Genomic DNA, 18,708 nt, shown 5'->3' on the forward strand with positions numbered 1-18,708 from the left:
GGCCTTTTAAATTAGTGGTTTGCCGTCTCGCCGAGGACTGTCGCGAATTCCATCATGCGGCGGCGGCGAAGCGCAGCCTCTTCTCCGACTTGGAGGATGACGGATTCCGACAGGCAATCGAGCAGCGCGATCAGCGGCGGAAGATTATCGAGATCGGGGGCGCGAGCGGGCGGCAAGGGCAGCATGACGTTCGACTGGTCCGCCATCCAGTCCGCTTGCTGCGGCGAAATGAGCACCACCTTATAACCGTAGCGCCGCGCCGTTCTGGCAAGCAGCCGTGCCTTGGCGAAGCGGCGGCAATCGATGATGACAAGCAGCGCGTCGTCGACCGCCAGCCGGGCGAAGAGTTCCGCAAAACGGTTGTCGGCGGCGTCGAGGGTGCGCACGCCGTCGCGGGCTTGCGTCAGCCGCTGACAGAAATGATTGGCCAGGCTTGAGAGCCGCGCATGCGTGGCGATCGACACTTCGCGGGCAGTGCTGATCAAGCCGACGGCCTCCGACCAGTGCGCCTGCGCCGTCAGATGATAGATATGATGGAGGGCCTGAATCTGTTCGGCGACCAGCACGGCGAGCGGTTTACCCTCCGCGGCGTCCGCATGCAGCTCGCTCATAGCGCTCTGCAATTGCGCCGGCGATGTCGTCACGGTCTCGCGAATCTCCACCTTGACGCTGTCCAGTCCCTGATAGCCGAGCGCGCGCAGAAAGCGCCCGACGGTCATCGGCGAAAGATCCAGCCTGTCGGCGACGGACGCAGCCGTCTCGAACGGCAGGTCGTTCAGGTGCTCGGTGAAATATTTCGCGATACGGCGTTCGGCCGGCGTGCCGGTTTTTGCGTATTGCCTGAGTTTGTGCACAAAGTCTTCCACATCAGCCTCCCCCGTCTTCCCTCAGAGGCGTTCCGGGGGTGCGCTGTTGCGCGCCCTTGTCTTTGCAACTATTCTCGGAAGCTGCTTCTCAGGCCCATGCGTATTTTAGATGCCTTACAATATTATATTAGCATTCAGTTTTCGACAAGTTTTCTATTACAGAATGCAATTTTATTCTCTCTTGTCGATGGCCTCCACCTTTCCTACATCTTCGGCGCAACCGGAGACGCCTGAGACATGATTCTTGACGCCGCTCGACTTTCGCTCGCCAATTTATTCGCATCGGAAACACGTTCTGTCTTCTGGAAGGTGCTCGGCCTGACGATTCTCGTGCTCGTCGGCCTCTGGTTCGCTTTGCGCGGGGCCTTCATGGCCTTGCTCTTTCCCTGGCTCACGGGCTTCTTTCCCGAGATGCCGGATTGGGCGGGGTGGCTCGCTTTCCTCTTCGCGATCCTTGCCGGTATCGGCCTTGCGCTGATGCTGGCGTTGCTGCTGTCGCCGGTGACGGCGCTGATCGCCGGCCTGTTTCTCGACGATGTCGCCGATGTCATCGAAAAGCGCGACTATCCCAAGGACGCGCCGGGCACCGCCATGCCGCTCGGTCCGGCGATGGCAAGCTCGATCAAGTTCCTCGGCGTGGTGATCCTCGGCAATATCGTGGCATTGTTGTTGCTGTTTATCCCCGGCGTCAATCTGGTCGCGTTCTTTCTGGTGAATGGCTATCTGCTCGGACGGGAGTTCTTCGAATTCGCCGCTATGCGCTCCCGTTCGCCTGATGCGGCACGGCTCTTCCGCGCCAAGCATGCCTCCACCGTCTTTCTCGGCGGGCTGGTGATCGCCCTCTTTCTGGCGATCCCGATCGTCAATCTTCTGACACCGCTTTTTGCCGCCGGCATGATGGTGCATCTGCACAAACTGGTTTCCGCACGGGATACCGGTTTGCGGACCTAGAGCCTTTCCGGGTTAGATTGAAGCATTCTGTTGGCTCAAACGGAGTCGGATGGTCGGCCGGCCGGCGCGCGTCGTAGCCCAGCTCTACGGCCAAGCCGGCCGGTCGATCAGCCGGCCCGTTTCAGCCAACCCGAAGGGCCGGGCATCTTTCCGTCAGGACAGAGGCGATCGGCTCGGACGTACCAAGAGGTATGCCCATCGCCAATCGCCTTTGCCCTGACGAAAACTTGCTCCGGAAGAATGCTTCAATCTAACCCGGAAAGGCTCTAAGGCTCAACCAAGCAGGGCGGAGACGTCGTACATCGCCGCAAATTCAGCGCTCGGCGGGATCGGCTTGATGATGTCGATCAGCACACCGTTCGGATCGGCAGTGATGAAGTGCCGCTGGCCGAAATCCTCGTCGCGGATTTCTCTCAGAATTGGCAGGCCGGCGCTCCGGCAGGCTGCATAGATTGCATCGACATCGGCGACCTCGAAATTGAGGAGCAGGCCAGACACCTTGCCGCGGGCTATAGTCGGGATGGTCTCGTGCCTGCCGTCAAGGATGGCAAGCGTGATGTGCTCATTCTCTGCCGATTGCAGGTGAACGTACCAGTCGCTCTCGAACAGAGCTTTGAAGCCGAAATGCGTGCAATAGAAGCTGGCGGTGCCGGTAACGTCGTCGGTCATGATGACAGGATAATAGCTCGTCGATTTCATCTCTTTTTCCTCCTTTGCATTTACATGCAATCTGTATGTTTTTTGCTATTAACATACATGCAGTTTGTATGTAAAGAGAGCGTATGAGTCGCAGCAATCGCGAGAGATCGGAACAGACGAGACAGGCGCTGATCGACGCCGGTCGGCGTCTCTTCATCGAGAAAGGTTATGCCGAAACCGCGACGCCGGAGATCGTGGCGGCGGCGGGAGTGACGCGTGGCGCGCTCTATCATCATTTTGAAGACAAGAGGGCGCTTTTTCGCGCGGTTATCGAATGCGAGGCGAAAGCGGTGGGCGAGGCGATCGAGGCGCGCTCGGCGTCTTACGACGCGCCGCGTGCCACGCTGATCGCCGGTGCCTCGGCCTATTTCGATGCGATGAGGGCGGAAGGGCGCACGCGGCTGCTGCTGATCGAGGCACCTGCCGTTCTCGGCTTGTCGGCGACCGCGGCGATCGATGCAGAGAATTCGGAAGCGACGCTGCGGGCAGGGCTTGCAGCCATGCTTCCGGAGGCCGGCGCTATGCTCGAACCGCTGACGTCGCTGCTATCGGCGGCCTTCGATCGCGCGGCGATCGCGATCGAGGCGGGCGCTGAGAGGCGGCATTACGAACAGGCAATCGCTGTTCTACTCGACGGCCTCGCCGATCACCTGCGGCGGTAGCTCGGCCAGCGGCGCCGGCACATCCCAACTCTTCTCCGCCGATTTGCAGAGATCGGCGATGATACAGCGCTCGCATTCAGGCCGGCGCGCCTTGCAGGTGTAGCGGCCATGCAGGATCAGCCAGTGATGGGCGTGATAGAGGTAATGCTTCGGGATCACCTTCATCAGCCGCGCCTCGACCTCGTCTGGCGTCTTACCGGGGGCAAGCCTGATGCGATTGGCGATGCGGAAGATGTGCGTATCGACGGCCATCGTCGCCTGGCCGAAGGCCATGGAAAGCACGACATTGGCGGTCTTGCGGCCGACGCCCGGCAATCTTACCAGTTCGTCGCGCGTCTCCGGCACCCTGCCGCCGAATTGGTCGACCAGCATCTGTGAGAGCGCGATAACGTTTTTCGCCTTGTTGCGGAAGAGGCCGATCGTCCTGATGTAATCGCGCAGCCGCTCCTCGCCGAGATCGAGCATCTTTTCCGGCGTATCGGCAACCTTGAAGAGCGCGCGCGTCGCCTTATTGACGCCGACATCGGTCGCTTGCGCCGAAAGCGCGACGGCGACGACGAGCGTGAAGGGGTTGGTGTGCTCGAGCTCGCCCCTCGGTTCCGGCCGCTGCACCGAGAAGCGACGGAAGATTTCCTCTCGCTCGGCCAGTGAATAGGCGGTGCGCACCGCTGCCGCCGATTTGCGGCTGACGATCACTTTCGTATCCTGAGGCGTCTTGGTAACGGATTTGAGTTTCGGATTTGCCATGGAAACTCTATACTCAGCAGCCATGATGGAAAGCAACGCCGACAGCTCCAACGAGCAGCCTGTTTTCGCTGCCGAGCTCTTTCCCCACCGGTCACTTGGCCGCCGGGGCTTCAAGGTGCTGCTTGCCCTGTCCGGTGCGGTCTGCTTCCTCTACGGCATGTTCTTCATCGCGACAGGCGCCTGGCCGATAGGCTTCTTCTTCGGACTGGATTTCGTGCTTCTCTACGGCGCCTTCTGGCTGAATTACCGCTCCGGAAAAGCGCGCGAACAGGTGACGGTGTCGCGTATGGACGTGTCGGTGCGCAAGTTTACGCCATCGGGACGGATGGTAGAGCATCATTTCAATCCGTTCTGGGCACGCTTCCTCGTTCGCCGGCACCAGGAGATCGGCATTCTTTCCATGCATATCTTCGGTGAGGGCCGGCGCACGGATATCGGCTCCTTCCTCAATCCCGACGATCGCGAAAGCTTCGCCAAGGCCTTCAAGGGAGCACTGGCGACGGTCAAGCAGCGGATCTGAGCTAGAGCGGTTCAGCTTTTCACGGAAGCGCAGAACCGCTCTAGCTTTTGCTTTTACGCAATTCCGGACGGAAAACCGCTTCGCACTTTTCCTGGAATTGCTCTATCCAGCGGCTACGCAAGAATCGGGTGGTTTGCTCACCCCCTATTGACTATCTCCTTGTGACAAGGAGAAAGACGATGAATATGATTGCCAACCTGCAGACAGACATCACGCCTGACGGCCCTGATTATGACATTGTCCGTCGGGTAATCGAACTCATCACCGAGGATTACCGCGACCAGCCTTCGCTGGAGGCGATCGCGGCACGGCTCAACCAGTCGCCGACCCAGCTGCAGAAGACCTTCACCCGGTGGGCCGGCCTGTCGCCCAAGGGCTTCCTGCAGGCGGTGACGCTCGACCACGCCAAGCGATTGCTGCGTGGGGAAGACATGCCGTTGCTCGAGACCTCGATTGAGGTCGGTCTCTCCGGGCCGAGCCGCCTGCACGACCTCTTCGTCACGCATGAGGCGATGTCGCCCGGAGAATGGAAGGCGAAGGGCGGTGGTCTCACCATCCGCTACGGCTTCCACATCTGCCCCTTCGGCGTGGCGTTGATCATGGTGACCGACCGCGGCCTTGCCGGCCTTGCCTTCAGCGATTCCGGCGACGAGCGGGCCTGCCTCGAGGATATGACTTGCCGCTGGCCGAATGCCGAATATGTCGAAGACCTGCAGGCGACGGTTCCCTATGCCGCCCGCATCTTCGAGCCCGGCAAATGGTCCTCGGACCAGCCGCTGCGTGTCGTGTTGATCGGCACGGACTTCCAGGTGCGCGTCTGGCAGAGCCTGTTGAAAATCCCGTTCGGCAAGGCGGTCACCTATTCCGATATCGCCAACGATATCGGCCGGCCGACGGCGCAACGCGCCGTTGGTGCGGCGGTCGGGGCAAACCCGATCTCCTTCGTGGTGCCCTGCCATCGGGCGCTCGGCAAGAATGGCGCGCTGACGGGCTACCATTGGGGCCTCACCCGCAAACGGGCGATGCTCGGCTGGGAATCGGCGCACGCCTGAGCGGGTTTCCTGGGCAGAGGCGGGTCGTTCGCCGCTTATCGCTCCGGCAGTTCTCCCTGCTGGGGAGAAGTGGCAGACGGTGATGTCTCGGCCAGTTCCAGCAATGCCCGGGCAGCACTTTCGTCGGTGATCAGCGTGTTGCAGCCGATGCGCTTGATCGTCGCACGGATTGCCACGGCCCGATGGGCGCCGCCGGAGGAGAGCACGATGTGCTTGGCCTCCTTCAGCGTGTCGAGATCGACGGACATGACGCGCCGATTGATCGAATGGTCAACCGAATTGCCGTCCTTGTCGAGGAAGTTGAACATCGTGTCGCAGACGCAGCCGGCATCGATCAATTGCTGCAACTCGGCCTTTGATATCCAGCCCTCCGACAGCGAGGTCGAATGCGGGCCGATATCGCCGCAGCTGACGATCGCCAGATCGAGGTTCTCGGCAAGGCGATAGATCGTGTCCAGCCCGCATTTCTCGATCAGATTCCGCTTGGTCTCGATGGAATCGACGAGAAGCGGCGCCAGGAACATGTAGCATTCGGCGCCGAGCTGGTTTGCCAGCCGCCATGTGTAATCGATCGGGTTCGTCTGGTGCACGGCGACGATGCCGCCGAGCAGCGAGACGACCTTGCAATTGGCGCGGCGCGGCGGCCGGAAGCTCGACAGCGAGGCGGTCATGGTGCGGCCCCAGCCGACGCCGATGGTATAGTCGTCGGGGATGGCTTCGGAGAGGAACTGGCCAAGCGCCAGGCCGACATTTTTAGCCAGCGAATTGACGTCACCATTGACCGGCGCGGGGACGACAATCGCCTCGTCGAGGCCATAGGCACGCTCCAGCTTCACCGAAAGTTCAACGCAGTCCCCGATCGAATCGTTGATCCAGATCTGGACTTCGCTGCGCTTCATCGCCTCGTCGAGCAGGCGGATCACCGTCGTGCGGCTGATGCCGAGCTGTTCGGCGACGTCCTTCTGGGTCAGGCCCTCGTTGTAATAGAGCCATGCCGCCCTTAGCCGCAGCGAGGATGCCTCCGAATAGGCCGTGTGCGTGCCGCGTTTGAGCTTGACCACATCTCCTCCGCACGATTTCCTGCCCTAGATCCCTCATGGGATGAAAGGCCTTAGCGACGCTTTTGTTGCCGGGGATAATGACGGGTGTGACACTTATGTCAATTGAAATGCACAAATGTCCTTGACTTTTCGTTAGGCGAATGGCGATAGTCCGGGTGACACACGTCGTTCTTGTCCGTCCGAGGAGGACATAGTGCGGGCATGCCGAAAGTCACGACCGGCCTTCCAGCCGCAAGCGGCATCGCTTGCGTTCGGGAACACGGCTACCGTCCTTCACGTTTGTGAATCATCCGTGACGGATGCGCGCATTTTCGCCTGCAGCATGCAAACAACCTGTCGGTAGATCACCTTTGCCCGGCGGAACTCGCGCCGGTCGCAGCCCAAGTTCAACAAGGATTATTGACCATGACATCCAAGCTTGACCAACTCCGCGAGATTACCACCGTTGTCGCCGATACCGGCGACATCGAAGCCGTCGCACGCCTGAAGCCTGTGGATTGCACGACGAACCCGAGCATCGTGCTCAAGGCTCTCGGCACGCCGATGTTTGCTGACGCCATCAAGGAAGCCGTCGCCTGGGGCAAGAAACAGGGCGGCAATCCCGAAGCCGTTTCATCAGCCGTCGCCGATCGTCTCGCCATCTCCGTCGGCGCAGCCCTGGTGAAGCTCGTACCAGGCCGCGTCTCGACCGAAGTCGACGCCGATCTTTCCTTCGATACCGAGGCTTCGCTTGCCAAGGCGCGCGCAATCATCGCCGCCTACAAGGATCGCGGCATCGGCCAGGACCGCATCCTCATCAAGCTCGCTTCCACCTGGGAAGGCATCCGCGCCGCGGAAGTCCTGCAGAAGGAGGGCATTGACTGCAACCTGACGCTTCTTTTCAGCAAGGCCCAGGCGATCGCTTGCGCCGACGCCAAAGTGTTCCTGATCTCGCCCTTCGTCGGCCGCATCCTCGACTGGTACAAGAAGTCGACCGGCAAGGACTACACTGCCGAGGAAGATCCGGGCGTCATCTCCGTCCGTGAAATCTACAACTACTACAAGGCGAACGACATCAAGACGATCGTCATGGGCGCCTCCTTCCGCAGCGCCGGCGAAATCGAAGCCCTTGCCGGCTGCGACCGCCTGACCATCAGCCCGAACCTGCTCGACGAGCTGGCCAAGGATGAAGGCAAGCTGGAGCGCAAGCTCTCGCCGGACAGCCGCAAGCCGGATCCGAAGGTCTCGGTCGACGAGAAGACCTTCCGCTGGATGATGAACGAAGATGCGATGGCGACGGAAAAACTCGCCGAAGGCATCCGCGCCTTCGCCAAGGATCTGGGAACGCTGCGCACCATGGTGCAGAAGGAACTGCAGCTCGCCGCCGCCTGATAAGGCGCGGCATGCATTCGGAGGCGCGGCTGCCGGCTGGCAGGCGCGCCTTTTTCGTGGTGTTATCAAGCGCATATGCTGTCGGAGACCGATATGGCGGATGAGGAACGAGCAAATTCGCTGGCGGCATTTGCCTACAAGCATGCGAGCTTCATCATCGCCGCCCTTGCCGGACTGGTGGTCTTCCTGCTTCTGACGTCGCGCGAAGTCAGCGCCGGCAACATCCTGTTCGGCTGGAATGTCAGCGCTGGCGTTTTTGTCGCTCTCAGCTGGCGCAAGATGCTGCGGGCGACGGTCGAAAGCATCCGGAAACGCTCCGCGGATCTCGACTTCTCCGACACCGTCCTCTTGGCTCTTTCGATCGGTGCGGCACTTGCCAGCATCGCCGGCATCGGCTTGGAGCTCCACTCGATCAAGGAGGCGGCACCTGACGTCGCGCTGGCGCGGGCAGGTGCCGCGGTTCTGACGATCCTGATCTCCTGGATCTTCCTGCATACGCTCTTCACCATCCACTATGCCCATTATTTCTATGGCGGGGCGGACGAGGAGGGCGGGCTCAAGTTTCCCGACGGGATTGAAGAGCCCGGTTACTGGGATTTCCTCTATTTCTCCTTCACCATCGGCGTTGCCGCACAAACGGCGGATGTCGCGGTCAGTTCGACCAGCATGCGCAAGCTGACGCTGTTGCATGCCGTGCTATCGTTTCTGTTCAATACGACGATCCTGGCGCTGGCGATCAATGTCGGGGCGAGCCTGCTTTAGACATCAAAAAGCAGAACACGATGCCATGCGAAAACCGCTCACACTTTTAGGCATCATGCTCTCGCCGCCGCCCTGAAGAAGGACTCGAACTCGGCCAGGTCGCCGGCGGCGACATCCGAAATCGCCCAGAACACGAGCCCGCCATCCGACCATTGCGTCATGTTGTAGCCGTCATGCACCGTCGTCGTCTGCGCGGCCGATGCCGCCGGCCAGATGAACAGGTTGATGACATGGCCATGGCGCCGGTAGACGAGGGCCGCAACGGCGCGATCGCCGATATAGTCGACACGTCCGCCGACCAGCGGAAAGCCATCCTTGGCGAGATCGCTGACCGGCGGCGAAAAATCGATCTTGCCGTTGAACCAAGGTTTTACTGTATGCTGATCCGAGGTTAGCACGTCGGTCAGATGATCGGCCATCATCGACCTGACATGGCTTGCCATGATCTGGTCCTGCAAAAGCACGGTCTGCGACGGCGCGTTGACAAATAGGATGGCGCTTGCCGCCAGGACGGCAAGCGAAGGCACGAAGCTCCATTGCCGAATGAAATCCAAGGCACGGCGCCAGACAGGCGCCTGGCGCGGCGGGGACAGGCTGGACGCCGCCGCTGCCTGTTCGAATGACAACATCGACAGGACCTGCGAACGCAGTGCCTCCGGCGGTCGCCACTTGACGCCATCCTGATCGATGATCTCTCCCACGGCACGGACGCTTTCCATCTCCGCGCTGCAATGCGCGCAGGTGGCAAGATGATCCTCGAATTGCGCTGCATGGGCGGAATCCAGCTGGCCATCGACAAAGCCGTGCAGCATGACGCGCCATTCCGGGCAGCTTTTCCGTTGGGCTTCACTCATCCTGCGGTCTCGCTCTTGTTGCATGCATCCCAGGCTTCGCCAAAGTCACGCCGCGCCCTGGCAAGTCGCGACATGACAGTGCCAATCGGCGCATCGATGATCTCGGCGATCTGCCGGTAGGAGAGATCCTCAAGCTCGCGCAAGACAAGAATTTCCCGCATCGCCTCCGGCAGCCGGCTGATAACAGCGCGCACGCGCTGCTGCTCGCTTCGCCGGATCGTTTCAGTCTCCGGCGAATCCTCCCCCGAGGCGATCTGGTACTCGCCACCCTCATCAGGGTCAGCGTAGCCGTCATTGCCCATAGGCTGCTCGAACCGCGCCTTGCGGCGATCCTGCTGGCGCCAGACATGGCAGCAGTTCCTCACGATGGCAAAGAGCCACGCGCGCGGATCGCCGCCACGATAGGTTTCGAAATTGCGGTAGGCGCGCAAGAACGCTTCCTGCACAATATCCTGTGCGGCATCTGCGTCGCGGCTGAGGAAGCGGGCAAAATTATAGGCCGCATCAAGATGCGGAACGATCATGTCCTGAAAGCGCTGCATGAACTCGTGCTGCATGGTCGCATCCGCCGTCGAAGCGATCGGATCGCTGCTCGATTTTTCCGAGACCATGAGGTGCAATAGGCGGCCCACGCCGCCGAGAAACTCCGCTAGCGTTGATGGCCGAATGCGGGTTCTTGACGCGTGCCGGGCCAACAGCAGCGTCCAATCGGTCGATCCGACGGGACAGGTGATCTGAGCGTTTGTCATCATCCTCCCTGCCTCAACAGCAGCCGAATTTAGGCGTGAGACCGGCAGGCATGCAATGCGGTCCCTTGCCGTCTAGACCGATCGGCACGCGGTTTTATTCCACGCCGGCGCCGATTTTTCTGCACGCAGCGGGATACCGGTCGCGCGCGATAGAAATTACGTTTGTTTTTCAATCACTTGAAGAAATAGCGCTGGAGATCGGGAATAAGCGTTCCTTGCCGGCGATCTAGTTCGTCAGCGAGGACATATGAGCAATAGCCGTCTTCGCCACCAGAAATGCCATCAACAAGAGGAGGCATATTCATGTTTACCATGTCACGTCGCGCCGTCCTGGGGTCGGCTGCTGCGGCTGCTGCATTCGGGCTGTCGTCGAAGCTTGAATTCGTCATGCCGGCATTTGCTGCAACACCGCTGGAGCCGACGGTCGGCTTCTATAAATACAAGGTCGGCGATATCGAGATCACGGCAATCTACGACGGCATCTGGAGAAAGCCGCATGACCCGGCCTTCATCAAGAATGCCTCGATCGAGGACACCAAGGAGGCGCTATCGAAAGCCGGGCTTACCACCGAGTTCATGCCGATCCCGCTGACTGTCGTGGTCCTGAAGCTCGGTAACCGCCTGATCATGATGGATGCCGGCTCGGGCGTCGGCCAGTGGCAGGAAAATGCCACCCATCTGCCGGCGAACATGGCCGCGGCGGGGATTGACTACAAGAAGATCGATACGATCATGATCTCGCATTTCCATCCCGACCATGTCTGGGGACTGATGGAAAAGGGCACCAACAATCCCGTCTTCCCGAATGCCGAACTCATCGTCAATGCCGACGAATACAATTGGTGGACCGCGCCCGGCCGCGTCGAAAAGCTCGCCGAAGGCCGCAAGCCGGCAGGCAAGCGCATCGCCGAGGTCTTTCCGAAGTGGAAGAACTGGAAGCTCGTCGCCGATGGCGCCGAAGTCGCACCCGGCGTGCAGCTTGTCGCCGCGCCCGGTCACACGCCCGGCCATTCGACCTATCTTGTCGCCTCCGGCAGCAAGCAACTGCTCGTCTCGGCCGATATCATGTATGTGCCGGCGCTGCTCGCACCCCATCCTGAATGGCAGGGCAGCTACGACCAGGATGGGCCGACGGCCATCGACACGCGCCGCCGTCTTATCGACCGCATCATTGCCGACAATATCGCGATTTGCGGCTCACATTTCCCATTCCCTGGCTCCGGCACCTTTGTCAAGGACGGAAGCGCCTATGGCTTCACGCCGACAATCCAGGCCTGAAAGGCCGAAAGGAGATCACCATGACGAAATATGCAATTCTCGGATACATCTGGCTTTGCGCTATATCCGCAGGCTTCTCCGCGGTGACGGCGCTTCCCGCCTTTGCCGTCGACAACATGCAATCGACAGACGCTCCCGACCTGACCTCGGTGCGGGCCAAGATCGATGCCAAGGACTATGCTGGTGCGTTGGCAGAGCTTCGCGGCCTTGCAGAAGACAACCAGCAGGCGGATGTCTATAATCTGATGGGATATACGCTGCGCAAGACGGGCGACTACAGAACGTCGCTGACCTACTACACCAAGGCGCTAGAGCTGCAGCCAGATCACAGGGCAGCGCGTGAATATCTCGGCGAACTCTATGTCGAGACGGGCGAGATGGCGAAGGCGGAGGAGCAGGTGTCATCGCTGAAGCAACTTTGTCCGAGCGGCTGCGAGGAACTCGAAGACCTGCAAGAGGTCATCGCGGCCAAGGGCGGCAATTGACCCGCATATGAACGCAAGAACAGGCGGGAGAGCCGCCTGCTCTTCTAACTGGAGGGTATGATGGAAAACGCGTCAAGCCGGCCCCGACTGGCTGATCTTATTCTTCTCCTGGGCAGGCTTCTGCTGTCACTGATCTTCCTGCACGAAGGTTGGTCACTCGCGGCAGATGTCACCGCGACCATCGACACTTTCGCGAAACTGGGGCTGTCGGCACCGGTCGCGCTTGCTACCATTGCCCTTCAGATCGGCGCCGGCCTTTCCGTTGCGACAGGGCTCCTCAGCCGGCTTGGCGCACTGGCGCTGGCGCTCTTCTGCCTGGCTACCGCCTTGCTCTTTCACACGAATTTTGAGAGCCAGAACGAGCTGCTGCATTTCGAGAAGGACCTGGCGATTGCCGGCGGTATGTTCGTCCTGGTAGTTTCGGGTGCGGGATCGATATCGATCGACAAGCTGCTGAGAACGCAGACAAACAGAATGCCTCCTTGGCTCAGGACGGTGTTGTCGTGAATGCGCACCGAAATCCGAAGGCCTGATGAATTTCACGAGCCCTCAGTGGCGCAATAAAACCGAATAAAACCGAACAAACAGAAGCGTCGATGCGGGCTACACTTTTGGCGACAAGTCAGGAGTGTGCCAGTGATGTCTTCCGCGCAAAACAATCAGCAAAAGCCAATTCTCGTCTTTCTCGCAAAAGACGCTGCCTGCGACATCGTCTCGAAATTGAATGAGAACGGATATGTCGCGGCGGCTGTGTCCTCGGTGCCGGAACTGTTCGACGCCTTGCGTTCGGACCGATATTTCCTGGCTGTAACGATGCGATCGGATATCGATATGGTCCGCAACATCAAGCCGATACCGGTCATCAATCTGGAGGTGTTTTTCCATACTATCCAGTCGACGACAAAGTCCGTTCACTCCTCGAAGGAGTTCGACAGCGACGCATTTCTAAGAAGGATCGCGGCCCTCACGGAGTCAAGGACAGGCAGGGTTAGTGCAGTCCGAAGAGATCCGGCCGCAAACGAGACAGTGATTGCAAGCACGGCGAAGGCATCCCGGTGGCGGGCCGCCACATCTCTTCTGTTAAGTCGCCGCGCCGCGCCCAGCGCAGAACGAGCCGATTAGACGTGGGCGCATTCTCATCGCCGACAGACCGGTCTTCGCTCGATTCAGATCCCGATGACCCGGCGCGCGCGCTCTGGCCGGCCACGCTGGGCCACGTTGCCGACGGATCCTATGGGCATCTTTCTACCGGGTTTCGCCGGCTTGAAAGCGTCATTCCGAAACCAGAACTTCTGACTTGGTGCGGGTGTCTTCTCATGTTTCAGTTGCTCGGGGCAGCGTCAGCGAGCGGATATATCATCACGGCACTGTTCGTGCTCGTGGCGATCGGTCGTCTCGCCAGAAACGTTCTCCATAAGCTCACCGCACGGCTTCCGAAGCGCTCAGCGTTGAAGCATTACACGACGGCGATCGTCTCTCTGGTGTTCTTTTGCCTGCTGGTCGTTCGGATGTGTTTCATCGCCACCGTCATCATCGATAGCGCAATCCGAGGTGACCATGTGGAAGTCAGTGGCGACCCCGAAAGGCAGTTTTGACGGCGGACTCCGGGTCAGAAATCACGCAACATATCTCAACATTATCGAATATAGCATTGCACGATACTTGATATCCTAAAGGCGAAGCCGTGTCGGTGCGGCGACAGATCGCGTGGTGTCTGATGTCCGGGAGATTAACCACTGCGGTTGACAGTGGCCGAGGCCGCCTGATGTAGACACGGTGAAACGTGGTAATTTCGCGCCGAGAGACATCTCCCGGCAAGAGAACGAATGACGATGGCATATGAAATGGCGGTTCCCAATCAGGCTCATATCCTCATCGTCGAAGACGATCCCGCAATCGCAGATATGCTGGTGGACCTAGTTCGAACCAGCGGCTTCGAGGCCTCGTCGGTGGAGAGCGGCGCGGCTATGGATCGAATGATGGCGCAACAGCAATTCGATCTCATCGTCCTCGATGCGATGTTGCCGGGCGAGGACGGCTTCAGCATCTGCAGGCGGCTTCGTGCGTCGTGCTCGGTGCCAATCCTGATGCTGACGGCACTCCAGGAGGATATCGACCGCATTCTCGGCCTGGAGCTCGGAGCCGATGACTATGTCACGAAACCATTCAACTCCCGCGAGCTGCTGGCCCGGATCAAGAGTATTCTCCGCAGAGCGTCATATGCTCATCATCAGGAGGAAGCACTTGGACCGATGATGTTCTCGGGATGGCGCATCGATCCAAAAAGCCGTCAACTCCACGACGCCGATGGAGCGCAGGTTTCCATGACAACCGCGGAGTTCGATATCCTCCTGGCCTTCTGCTGCAATCCCAACAAGGTTTTGACTCGCGAACAGCTCTTGTCGATGACACATGCCGGATCAGCGGGGCCGGTCGAGCGCAGCATCGACGCCCACATCAGCCGGGTCAGGCAAAAGATAGAGCCAAATCTGAAAGATCCGTCGTTCATAAAGACGGTGCGGCTGGGCGGTTATCTTTTCGCATCCAAGGTAGAGCGTCTCTCTTGAGAAATTTCCGGCGGGCTTCGATCCAAAGCCAGATCCTCATATTGGCGACCTTCCTTGTCGTGCTCGTTTCCGTGGTGGCGACCGCCATGGAGCCCTATATCTACGGCCGTCATGATCGCGGCTTTCAAAACGGCCTGTTTGCTGCCAGAGCGGCGATGGTCGCGGAGCAATTTGCCCAGGCAAATTCAGCGCAAGACGAAGTCGCCGTTCTCACGAGAGCAGCAGCGCTCGGCGTTGGGGTCGAAAAATTGTCGCTAGACCGGCCGCTCGCCGGCAAACAGCAGATGGTATCTCCAGGCGAGCTGGTGGCGCGTATCAACACAATGCTCGCCGACAATATTTTCGCGGCATTTCATCGCTTCGCCATCGGTCAATCACACCCTGATGTCCTGACTGTCGGAATTGATGATAAGCGCGCCCTTGTCTTTCAACTGCCAGTTTTTCCCAGCTATGTGTGGTTTGTTCCAGCCGCGGCGAGCGGATTTTTAAAAATCGTCATCCCATTGGTGCTGCTCGCATATTTCAGCAGCCGGCTCATCACCGAACCTCTGAGGCACTTTGCCGCCGCTGCAAAACGAGCGAGCATGGAGGGCAGCTGGGAAAAGCCTTTCGAGCCGGACGGCGCATCCGAGATTCGAAGTCTGGCGGAATCGCTGAACGTTATGAGCGATCGAATCCAGAGCATGGCAGAGGATCGAACAAGAATGCTGAGTGGCGTGGGTCATGATCTCAGGACACCGCTGACGAGATTGCGGATGCGTGCCGAGCGTTCCGGCGAGCCCGAGCTTCGCAGCCTGATGCTGACCGATATCGCCACCTTGAGTTTCATGATCGACGAGTGCTTGGCCTATTTCAAAGACGCATCCACTGCGGAGGCTGATCGAAAGGTCGATATCTCAAGCCTGCTGCAGACGATTGCGACAGACTTCTCCGACATGGGCATCGATGTGATCTTCACCGGTCCGCGGCGACTGGCGTTTATCTGCAAACCTCAGGCCCTTACTCGGGCAATTACCAATCTGGTCGACAATGCGTCTCGTTATGCAAAGCAAGTCGAAATCGATCTGCGAGAGAGCGACGATGGCGGGATCAAAATATCGGTGGGCGACAACGGCCCTGGTTTGACCGATGAGGCCAAGGCGAAAGTTCTGGAGCCGTTCTTCAAAGTGGATAAATCCCGCCAGATCAGTGCCAAAGGCGGTTCTGGGCTTGGGCTCGGCCTTCCGATCGCCAAAGGGATTGTCACCAAAGCGCACAATGGACAATTGACGTTGTTGGACAGGAAGCCAACCGGCTTGGTCGTCGTGATCGATCTTCCCGCCCCTCAGGGGATCCAGCCCGGAGGCTCGCCGTCGATCCCTTCATCACATTGACTTACTGCCCGTCGTGGCGTCGTCACGCGTCGCGCTGCCTTCGCAGCAAAAGATGGCTCGCGAACATTTCCGCATATCATAGCAAACACAGCAACATTCGAATTCCATAAAACCGGTGCCAGCAGATCCCATGCCATTCGGCATTTCCAAAGCTGGAGCCAAATCATTGATAAAAAATCTGAAAATCGGCGTTGCAGTGATGCTCGCCTGTTCGAGCGTTGCCGCATGTACGACCCCTGACCCCACGGTTTATTCCGGACTTGCTTCGGCATCACAGCTCCAGCCGAACACTGAGGATAAAACCGGCCGCGTGCCGTATCGCTATCGGACGAAAGTCAACTGGAGCCAATACAACCGGATCATCGTCGATCCCGTTACCGTCTATAGCGGTCCTGACAGTCAGTTTGGCAAGCTTGCGGAAAAAGACAGGATCTTCCTGGCCAATTACATGCAGGCTCAATTCACCGAAAAATTGAAGACGCGCTTTGCGATTGTCAGCACACCCGCTCCGGCAACGCTCAGATTGCATCTGACACTGACGGGGGCGAAGGCGACGACCGCGGTACTCGGAACGGTCACCCGCATCGATGTTGCAGGCGGATTGTACAACACCGTTCAGGCCGCTCGCGGCCGAGAAGGTTCGATGACCGGTTCGGTGAATTATGCCGTGGAGGTCTATGATGCTGCGAGCAATCGTCTCCTGTCTTCCTATGTCACCAAGCAATATCCCAATGCAATGAATATCGGCGCAAGCTTCACGGCGATGGACGCCTCCATGGTGGGCGTCCGCAAAGGTGCCGATGCTCTGCTTGCCGAGTTGAAATAGGCGACAGGAGCAAAAGACCTAGCCGTGTTCCATGCACGGCCGAACTAGCCGAGACGTTCGACAACAGAGAGGAAGGGCCGCATGCAGAAGTGGTGCGGCCCCGATGTCTTCAAACGGCTCTGCAACCGATCAGAGGATCGCCTGACCGGCCATCAGCGCAAGGACAAGGAAGATCAGGAAGATCACAAGCGCGATGCCGAAAAGAACGCGGGCGATCGTCGCGGTAGCTGCGGAGACGCCCGAGAAACCGAAGAAGCCGGCGATGATCGAAATCACGAAAAATATCAGAGCCCATTTCAGCATGACATCATCCTTTGCGTTTGCCTGGGAAAGACGCAGCAACCGGGAAAATGTTCCAGATCGCTTGAATGGAATGGCGATCTCTGTGAAGCACCTCCCGGTGCTACTGATGGGCATTGCGTCGAATTTCGTACCCTTGCTTTTCCCGCCGGTTCAGCCGTGATTGATCATCACGTGGCGTACGGCGGTGTAGTCCTCCAGTGCGTAGACCGACATGTCCTTGCCGTAGCCCGACTGTTTGAGGCCGCCATGCGGCATCTCGTTGACCAGCATGAAATGCGTGTTGATCCAGGTGCAGCCATATTGCAGGCGGGCGGCGGTTTTCATGCCGCGGCCGATATCCTTGGTCCAGACGGAGGAGGCCAGGCCGTAATCGCTGTCGTTTGCCCAGGCAACGGCATCATCGGCATCGGAGAAGCGGGTGACCGAGACGACCGGGCCGAAGACCTCGCGGCGGACGATTTCGTCGTCCTGCAGGGCGCCTGCAATGACGGTCGGCGTGAAGAAGAAGCCCTTGTCGCCGGAGACCTTGCCGCCGGCAGTGATCTCCATGTGCTTGTGCTCGGAAGCACGGGCGACGAAGCTCTCGACGCGGTCGCGCTGGCGCCTGGAGATCAGCGGGCCGATCTCGTTTTCGGTATCGTCGATCTGGTTGAAGCGGATGCTCGAGACGGCCGAGGAGAGGTCGGCGACGAAATTGTCGTAGACCTTGGCATCGGCATAGATGCGGCAGGCGGCCGTGCAATCCTGGCCAGCATTGTAATAGCCGAAGGTGCGGATGCCTGCGACAACGGCATCGATATCGGCATCGTCGAAGACGATGACCGGGGCCTTGCCGCCGAGTTCCAGATGGGTGCGCTTGACTGTCTTGGCGGCGGCCTGCAGCACCTTCTTGCCGGTTGCGACATCGCCGGTGATTGAGATCATGCCGATTTTGGCATGATTGATCAGGGCGTTGCCGACACTTTCGCCACGGCCGAGAATGACGTTGACGACGCCTTCGGGAAGGATTTCGGAGAGCAGCTTGGCCATCTTCAGCGCCGTCAGCGGCGTCTGCTCCGAAGGCTTGAAGACGACGGTATTGCCGCCGGCGATGGCCGGCGCCAGCTTCCAGGCCATCATCATCAGCGGATAGTTCCACGGCGCGATCGAGCCGACGATGCCGATCGGATCTCGGCGGATCATCGAGGTGTGGCCGGGCAGATATTCGCCGGCCGCCGGTGCGTGCAGGTTGCGCACGGCGCCGGCGAAGAAGCGATAACAATCGACGATCGCCGGGATTTCGTCGTTCAGCACGGCATTGATCGGCTTGCCGCAGTTCAAAGCCTCCAGTGTGGCGAAGCCGACGGCATCCTTCTCGATCGCGTCGGCGATCTTCAGCAGGTAGCCGGAACGCTCGCCAGGCGTCGTCTGCGACCAGCTTGTGAAGGCTTTTTCGGCGGCATCGACGGCGGCGTCGACCTGGGAGAGCGAGGCTTCCGGAAGGTCGATCACTGTCTCGCCCGTCTTCGGGTTCAGGATGTGCTCTTCCGTCTCCGTGCCTCTTTCGAAGCGGGAACCGATCAGCATTTGGATATCCATGATG

At 59.4% G+C, this 18,708-nt stretch carries 22 protein-coding genes; 14 read left to right on the forward strand and 8 right to left on the reverse strand.

Translation table 11 applies throughout. The features are described 5' to 3' along the window. Positions 1-11: 11 nt before the first annotated feature. On the reverse strand, positions 12-866 hold the full coding sequence (locus AC1D2N_RS19530) for a MurR/RpiR family transcriptional regulator (protein WP_018243656.1): 855 nt from the start codon (positions 864-866) through the stop codon (positions 12-14). Between the two features lie 237 nt (positions 867-1,103). Between AC1D2N_RS19530 and AC1D2N_RS19535 the strand changes: the two genes are divergently transcribed. Then, the gene (locus AC1D2N_RS19535; protein ID WP_130759052.1) at positions 1,104-1,817 is read left to right on the forward strand and encodes a sulfate transporter family protein; all 714 of its coding nucleotides are present in this window, start codon (positions 1,104-1,106) and stop codon (positions 1,815-1,817) included. A gap of 273 nt (positions 1,818-2,090) precedes the next feature. Here the strand turns inward: AC1D2N_RS19535 and AC1D2N_RS19540 are convergent, their stop codons facing one another. Next, positions 2,091-2,516, reverse strand: coding sequence for a VOC family protein (locus AC1D2N_RS19540; protein WP_130759051.1), 426 nt, complete (start codon positions 2,514-2,516; stop codon positions 2,091-2,093). Positions 2,517-2,599: 83 nt separating this feature from the next. On the opposite strand from AC1D2N_RS19540, the gene AC1D2N_RS19545 reads away from it, so the two are divergent. Further along, complete coding sequence (locus AC1D2N_RS19545) at positions 2,600-3,178, forward strand: TetR/AcrR family transcriptional regulator (protein ID WP_130759050.1); 579 nt, start codon at positions 2,600-2,602, stop codon at positions 3,176-3,178. On the opposite strand, the gene nth is transcribed toward AC1D2N_RS19545, so the two are convergent. Beyond that, entirely contained in the window at positions 3,143-3,949 is an 807-nt protein-coding gene (nth, locus tag AC1D2N_RS19550) for an endonuclease III (RefSeq protein WP_197728322.1), read from the reverse strand. The genes AC1D2N_RS19545 and nth overlap by 36 nt on opposite strands. On the opposite strand from nth, the gene AC1D2N_RS19555 reads away from it, so the two are divergent. Continuing rightward, positions 3,948-4,445 (forward strand): DUF2244 domain-containing protein, encoded by a 498-nt coding sequence (locus AC1D2N_RS19555; RefSeq protein WP_018243651.1) that lies wholly within the window; start codon positions 3,948-3,950, stop codon positions 4,443-4,445. The two genes, nth and AC1D2N_RS19555, sit on opposite strands and share 2 nt — an antisense overlap. 179 nt (positions 4,446-4,624) lie before the next feature. Beyond that, the gene (locus tag AC1D2N_RS19560; RefSeq protein WP_028733924.1) at positions 4,625-5,497 is read left to right on the forward strand and encodes a methylated-DNA--[protein]-cysteine S-methyltransferase; all 873 of its coding nucleotides are present in this window, start codon (positions 4,625-4,627) and stop codon (positions 5,495-5,497) included. A gap of 35 nt (positions 5,498-5,532) precedes the next feature. On the opposite strand, the gene AC1D2N_RS19565 is transcribed toward AC1D2N_RS19560, so the two are convergent. After that, entirely contained in the window at positions 5,533-6,558 is a 1,026-nt protein-coding gene (locus AC1D2N_RS19565; RefSeq protein ID WP_065278088.1) for a sugar-binding transcriptional regulator, read from the reverse strand. A 405-nt stretch (positions 6,559-6,963) separates the two neighbouring features. Here AC1D2N_RS19565 and tal point away from each other — a divergent pair, with 405 nt between their 5' ends. Both tal and AC1D2N_RS19575 read left to right on the forward strand, forming a co-directional pair. Beyond that, positions 6,964-7,929 (forward strand): transaldolase, encoded by a 966-nt coding sequence (gene tal / locus AC1D2N_RS19570; protein ID WP_018445996.1) that lies wholly within the window; start codon positions 6,964-6,966, stop codon positions 7,927-7,929. A 93-nt stretch (positions 7,930-8,022) separates the two neighbouring features. Next, complete coding sequence (locus tag AC1D2N_RS19575) at positions 8,023-8,691, forward strand: DUF1345 domain-containing protein (RefSeq protein ID WP_018445997.1); 669 nt, start codon at positions 8,023-8,025, stop codon at positions 8,689-8,691. Between the two features lie 53 nt (positions 8,692-8,744). Here AC1D2N_RS19575 and AC1D2N_RS19580 read toward each other — a convergent pair whose 3' ends face one another. Both AC1D2N_RS19580 and AC1D2N_RS19585 read right to left on the reverse strand, forming a co-directional pair. Beyond that, positions 8,745-9,545 carry an anti-sigma factor family protein gene (locus AC1D2N_RS19580; protein WP_130759048.1) on the reverse strand — a complete coding sequence of 267 codons (801 nt, stop codon included), beginning with the start codon at positions 9,543-9,545 and terminating at the stop codon, positions 8,745-8,747. Next, on the reverse strand, positions 9,542-10,297 hold the full coding sequence (locus AC1D2N_RS19585) for a sigma-70 family RNA polymerase sigma factor (RefSeq protein ID WP_130759047.1): 756 nt from the start codon (positions 10,295-10,297) through the stop codon (positions 9,542-9,544). Before AC1D2N_RS19585 ends, AC1D2N_RS19580 begins: the two co-directional genes overlap by 4 nt. A 300-nt stretch (positions 10,298-10,597) precedes the next feature. Between AC1D2N_RS19585 and AC1D2N_RS19590 the strand changes: the two genes are divergently transcribed. From AC1D2N_RS19590 to AC1D2N_RS19625, 8 genes are all read left to right on the forward strand, one after another. After that, complete coding sequence (locus AC1D2N_RS19590) at positions 10,598-11,572, forward strand: MBL fold metallo-hydrolase (RefSeq protein ID WP_130759046.1); 975 nt, start codon at positions 10,598-10,600, stop codon at positions 11,570-11,572. Between the two features lie 20 nt (positions 11,573-11,592). Next, entirely contained in the window at positions 11,593-12,057 is a 465-nt protein-coding gene (locus tag AC1D2N_RS19595) for a tetratricopeptide repeat protein (RefSeq protein ID WP_018243643.1), read from the forward strand. Positions 12,058-12,114: 57 nt separating this feature from the next. Further along, entirely contained in the window at positions 12,115-12,564 is a 450-nt protein-coding gene (locus AC1D2N_RS19600; protein ID WP_166480776.1) for a DoxX family protein, read from the forward strand. A 123-nt stretch (positions 12,565-12,687) separates the two neighbouring features. After that, positions 12,688-13,179, forward strand: coding sequence for a hypothetical protein (locus tag AC1D2N_RS19605; RefSeq protein WP_130759044.1), 492 nt, complete (start codon positions 12,688-12,690; stop codon positions 13,177-13,179). Between the two features lie 194 nt (positions 13,180-13,373). Continuing rightward, positions 13,374-13,652, forward strand: a complete 279-nt coding sequence (locus AC1D2N_RS19610) for a hypothetical protein (RefSeq protein WP_018243640.1) — start codon at positions 13,374-13,376, stop codon at positions 13,650-13,652. Positions 13,653-13,883: 231 nt separating this feature from the next. Then, positions 13,884-14,624: a response regulator gene (locus AC1D2N_RS19615; RefSeq protein WP_130759043.1), complete on the forward strand. Its 741-nt coding sequence runs from the start codon at positions 13,884-13,886 to the stop codon at positions 14,622-14,624. Beyond that, a complete protein-coding gene (locus tag AC1D2N_RS19620) occupies positions 14,621-15,997 on the forward strand; it encodes a sensor histidine kinase (protein WP_130759042.1) in 1,377 nt (458 codons plus the stop codon). The genes AC1D2N_RS19615 and AC1D2N_RS19620 overlap by 4 nt, the downstream gene beginning before the upstream one ends. A gap of 166 nt (positions 15,998-16,163) precedes the next feature. Beyond that, positions 16,164-16,823: a DUF3313 domain-containing protein gene (locus AC1D2N_RS19625; protein WP_081295729.1), complete on the forward strand. Its 660-nt coding sequence runs from the start codon at positions 16,164-16,166 to the stop codon at positions 16,821-16,823. A gap of 129 nt (positions 16,824-16,952) precedes the next feature. On the opposite strand, the gene AC1D2N_RS19630 is transcribed toward AC1D2N_RS19625, so the two are convergent. Continuing rightward, complete coding sequence (locus AC1D2N_RS19630; protein WP_003552965.1) at positions 16,953-17,126, reverse strand: DUF1328 domain-containing protein; 174 nt, start codon at positions 17,124-17,126, stop codon at positions 16,953-16,955. Between the two features lie 150 nt (positions 17,127-17,276). After that, a complete protein-coding gene (locus AC1D2N_RS19635; RefSeq protein WP_018446006.1) occupies positions 17,277-18,704 on the reverse strand; it encodes a gamma-aminobutyraldehyde dehydrogenase in 1,428 nt (475 codons plus the stop codon). Between the last annotated feature and the right edge of the window lie 4 nt (positions 18,705-18,708).

This window comes from Rhizobium sp. P1_B8, assembly GCF_056406515.1.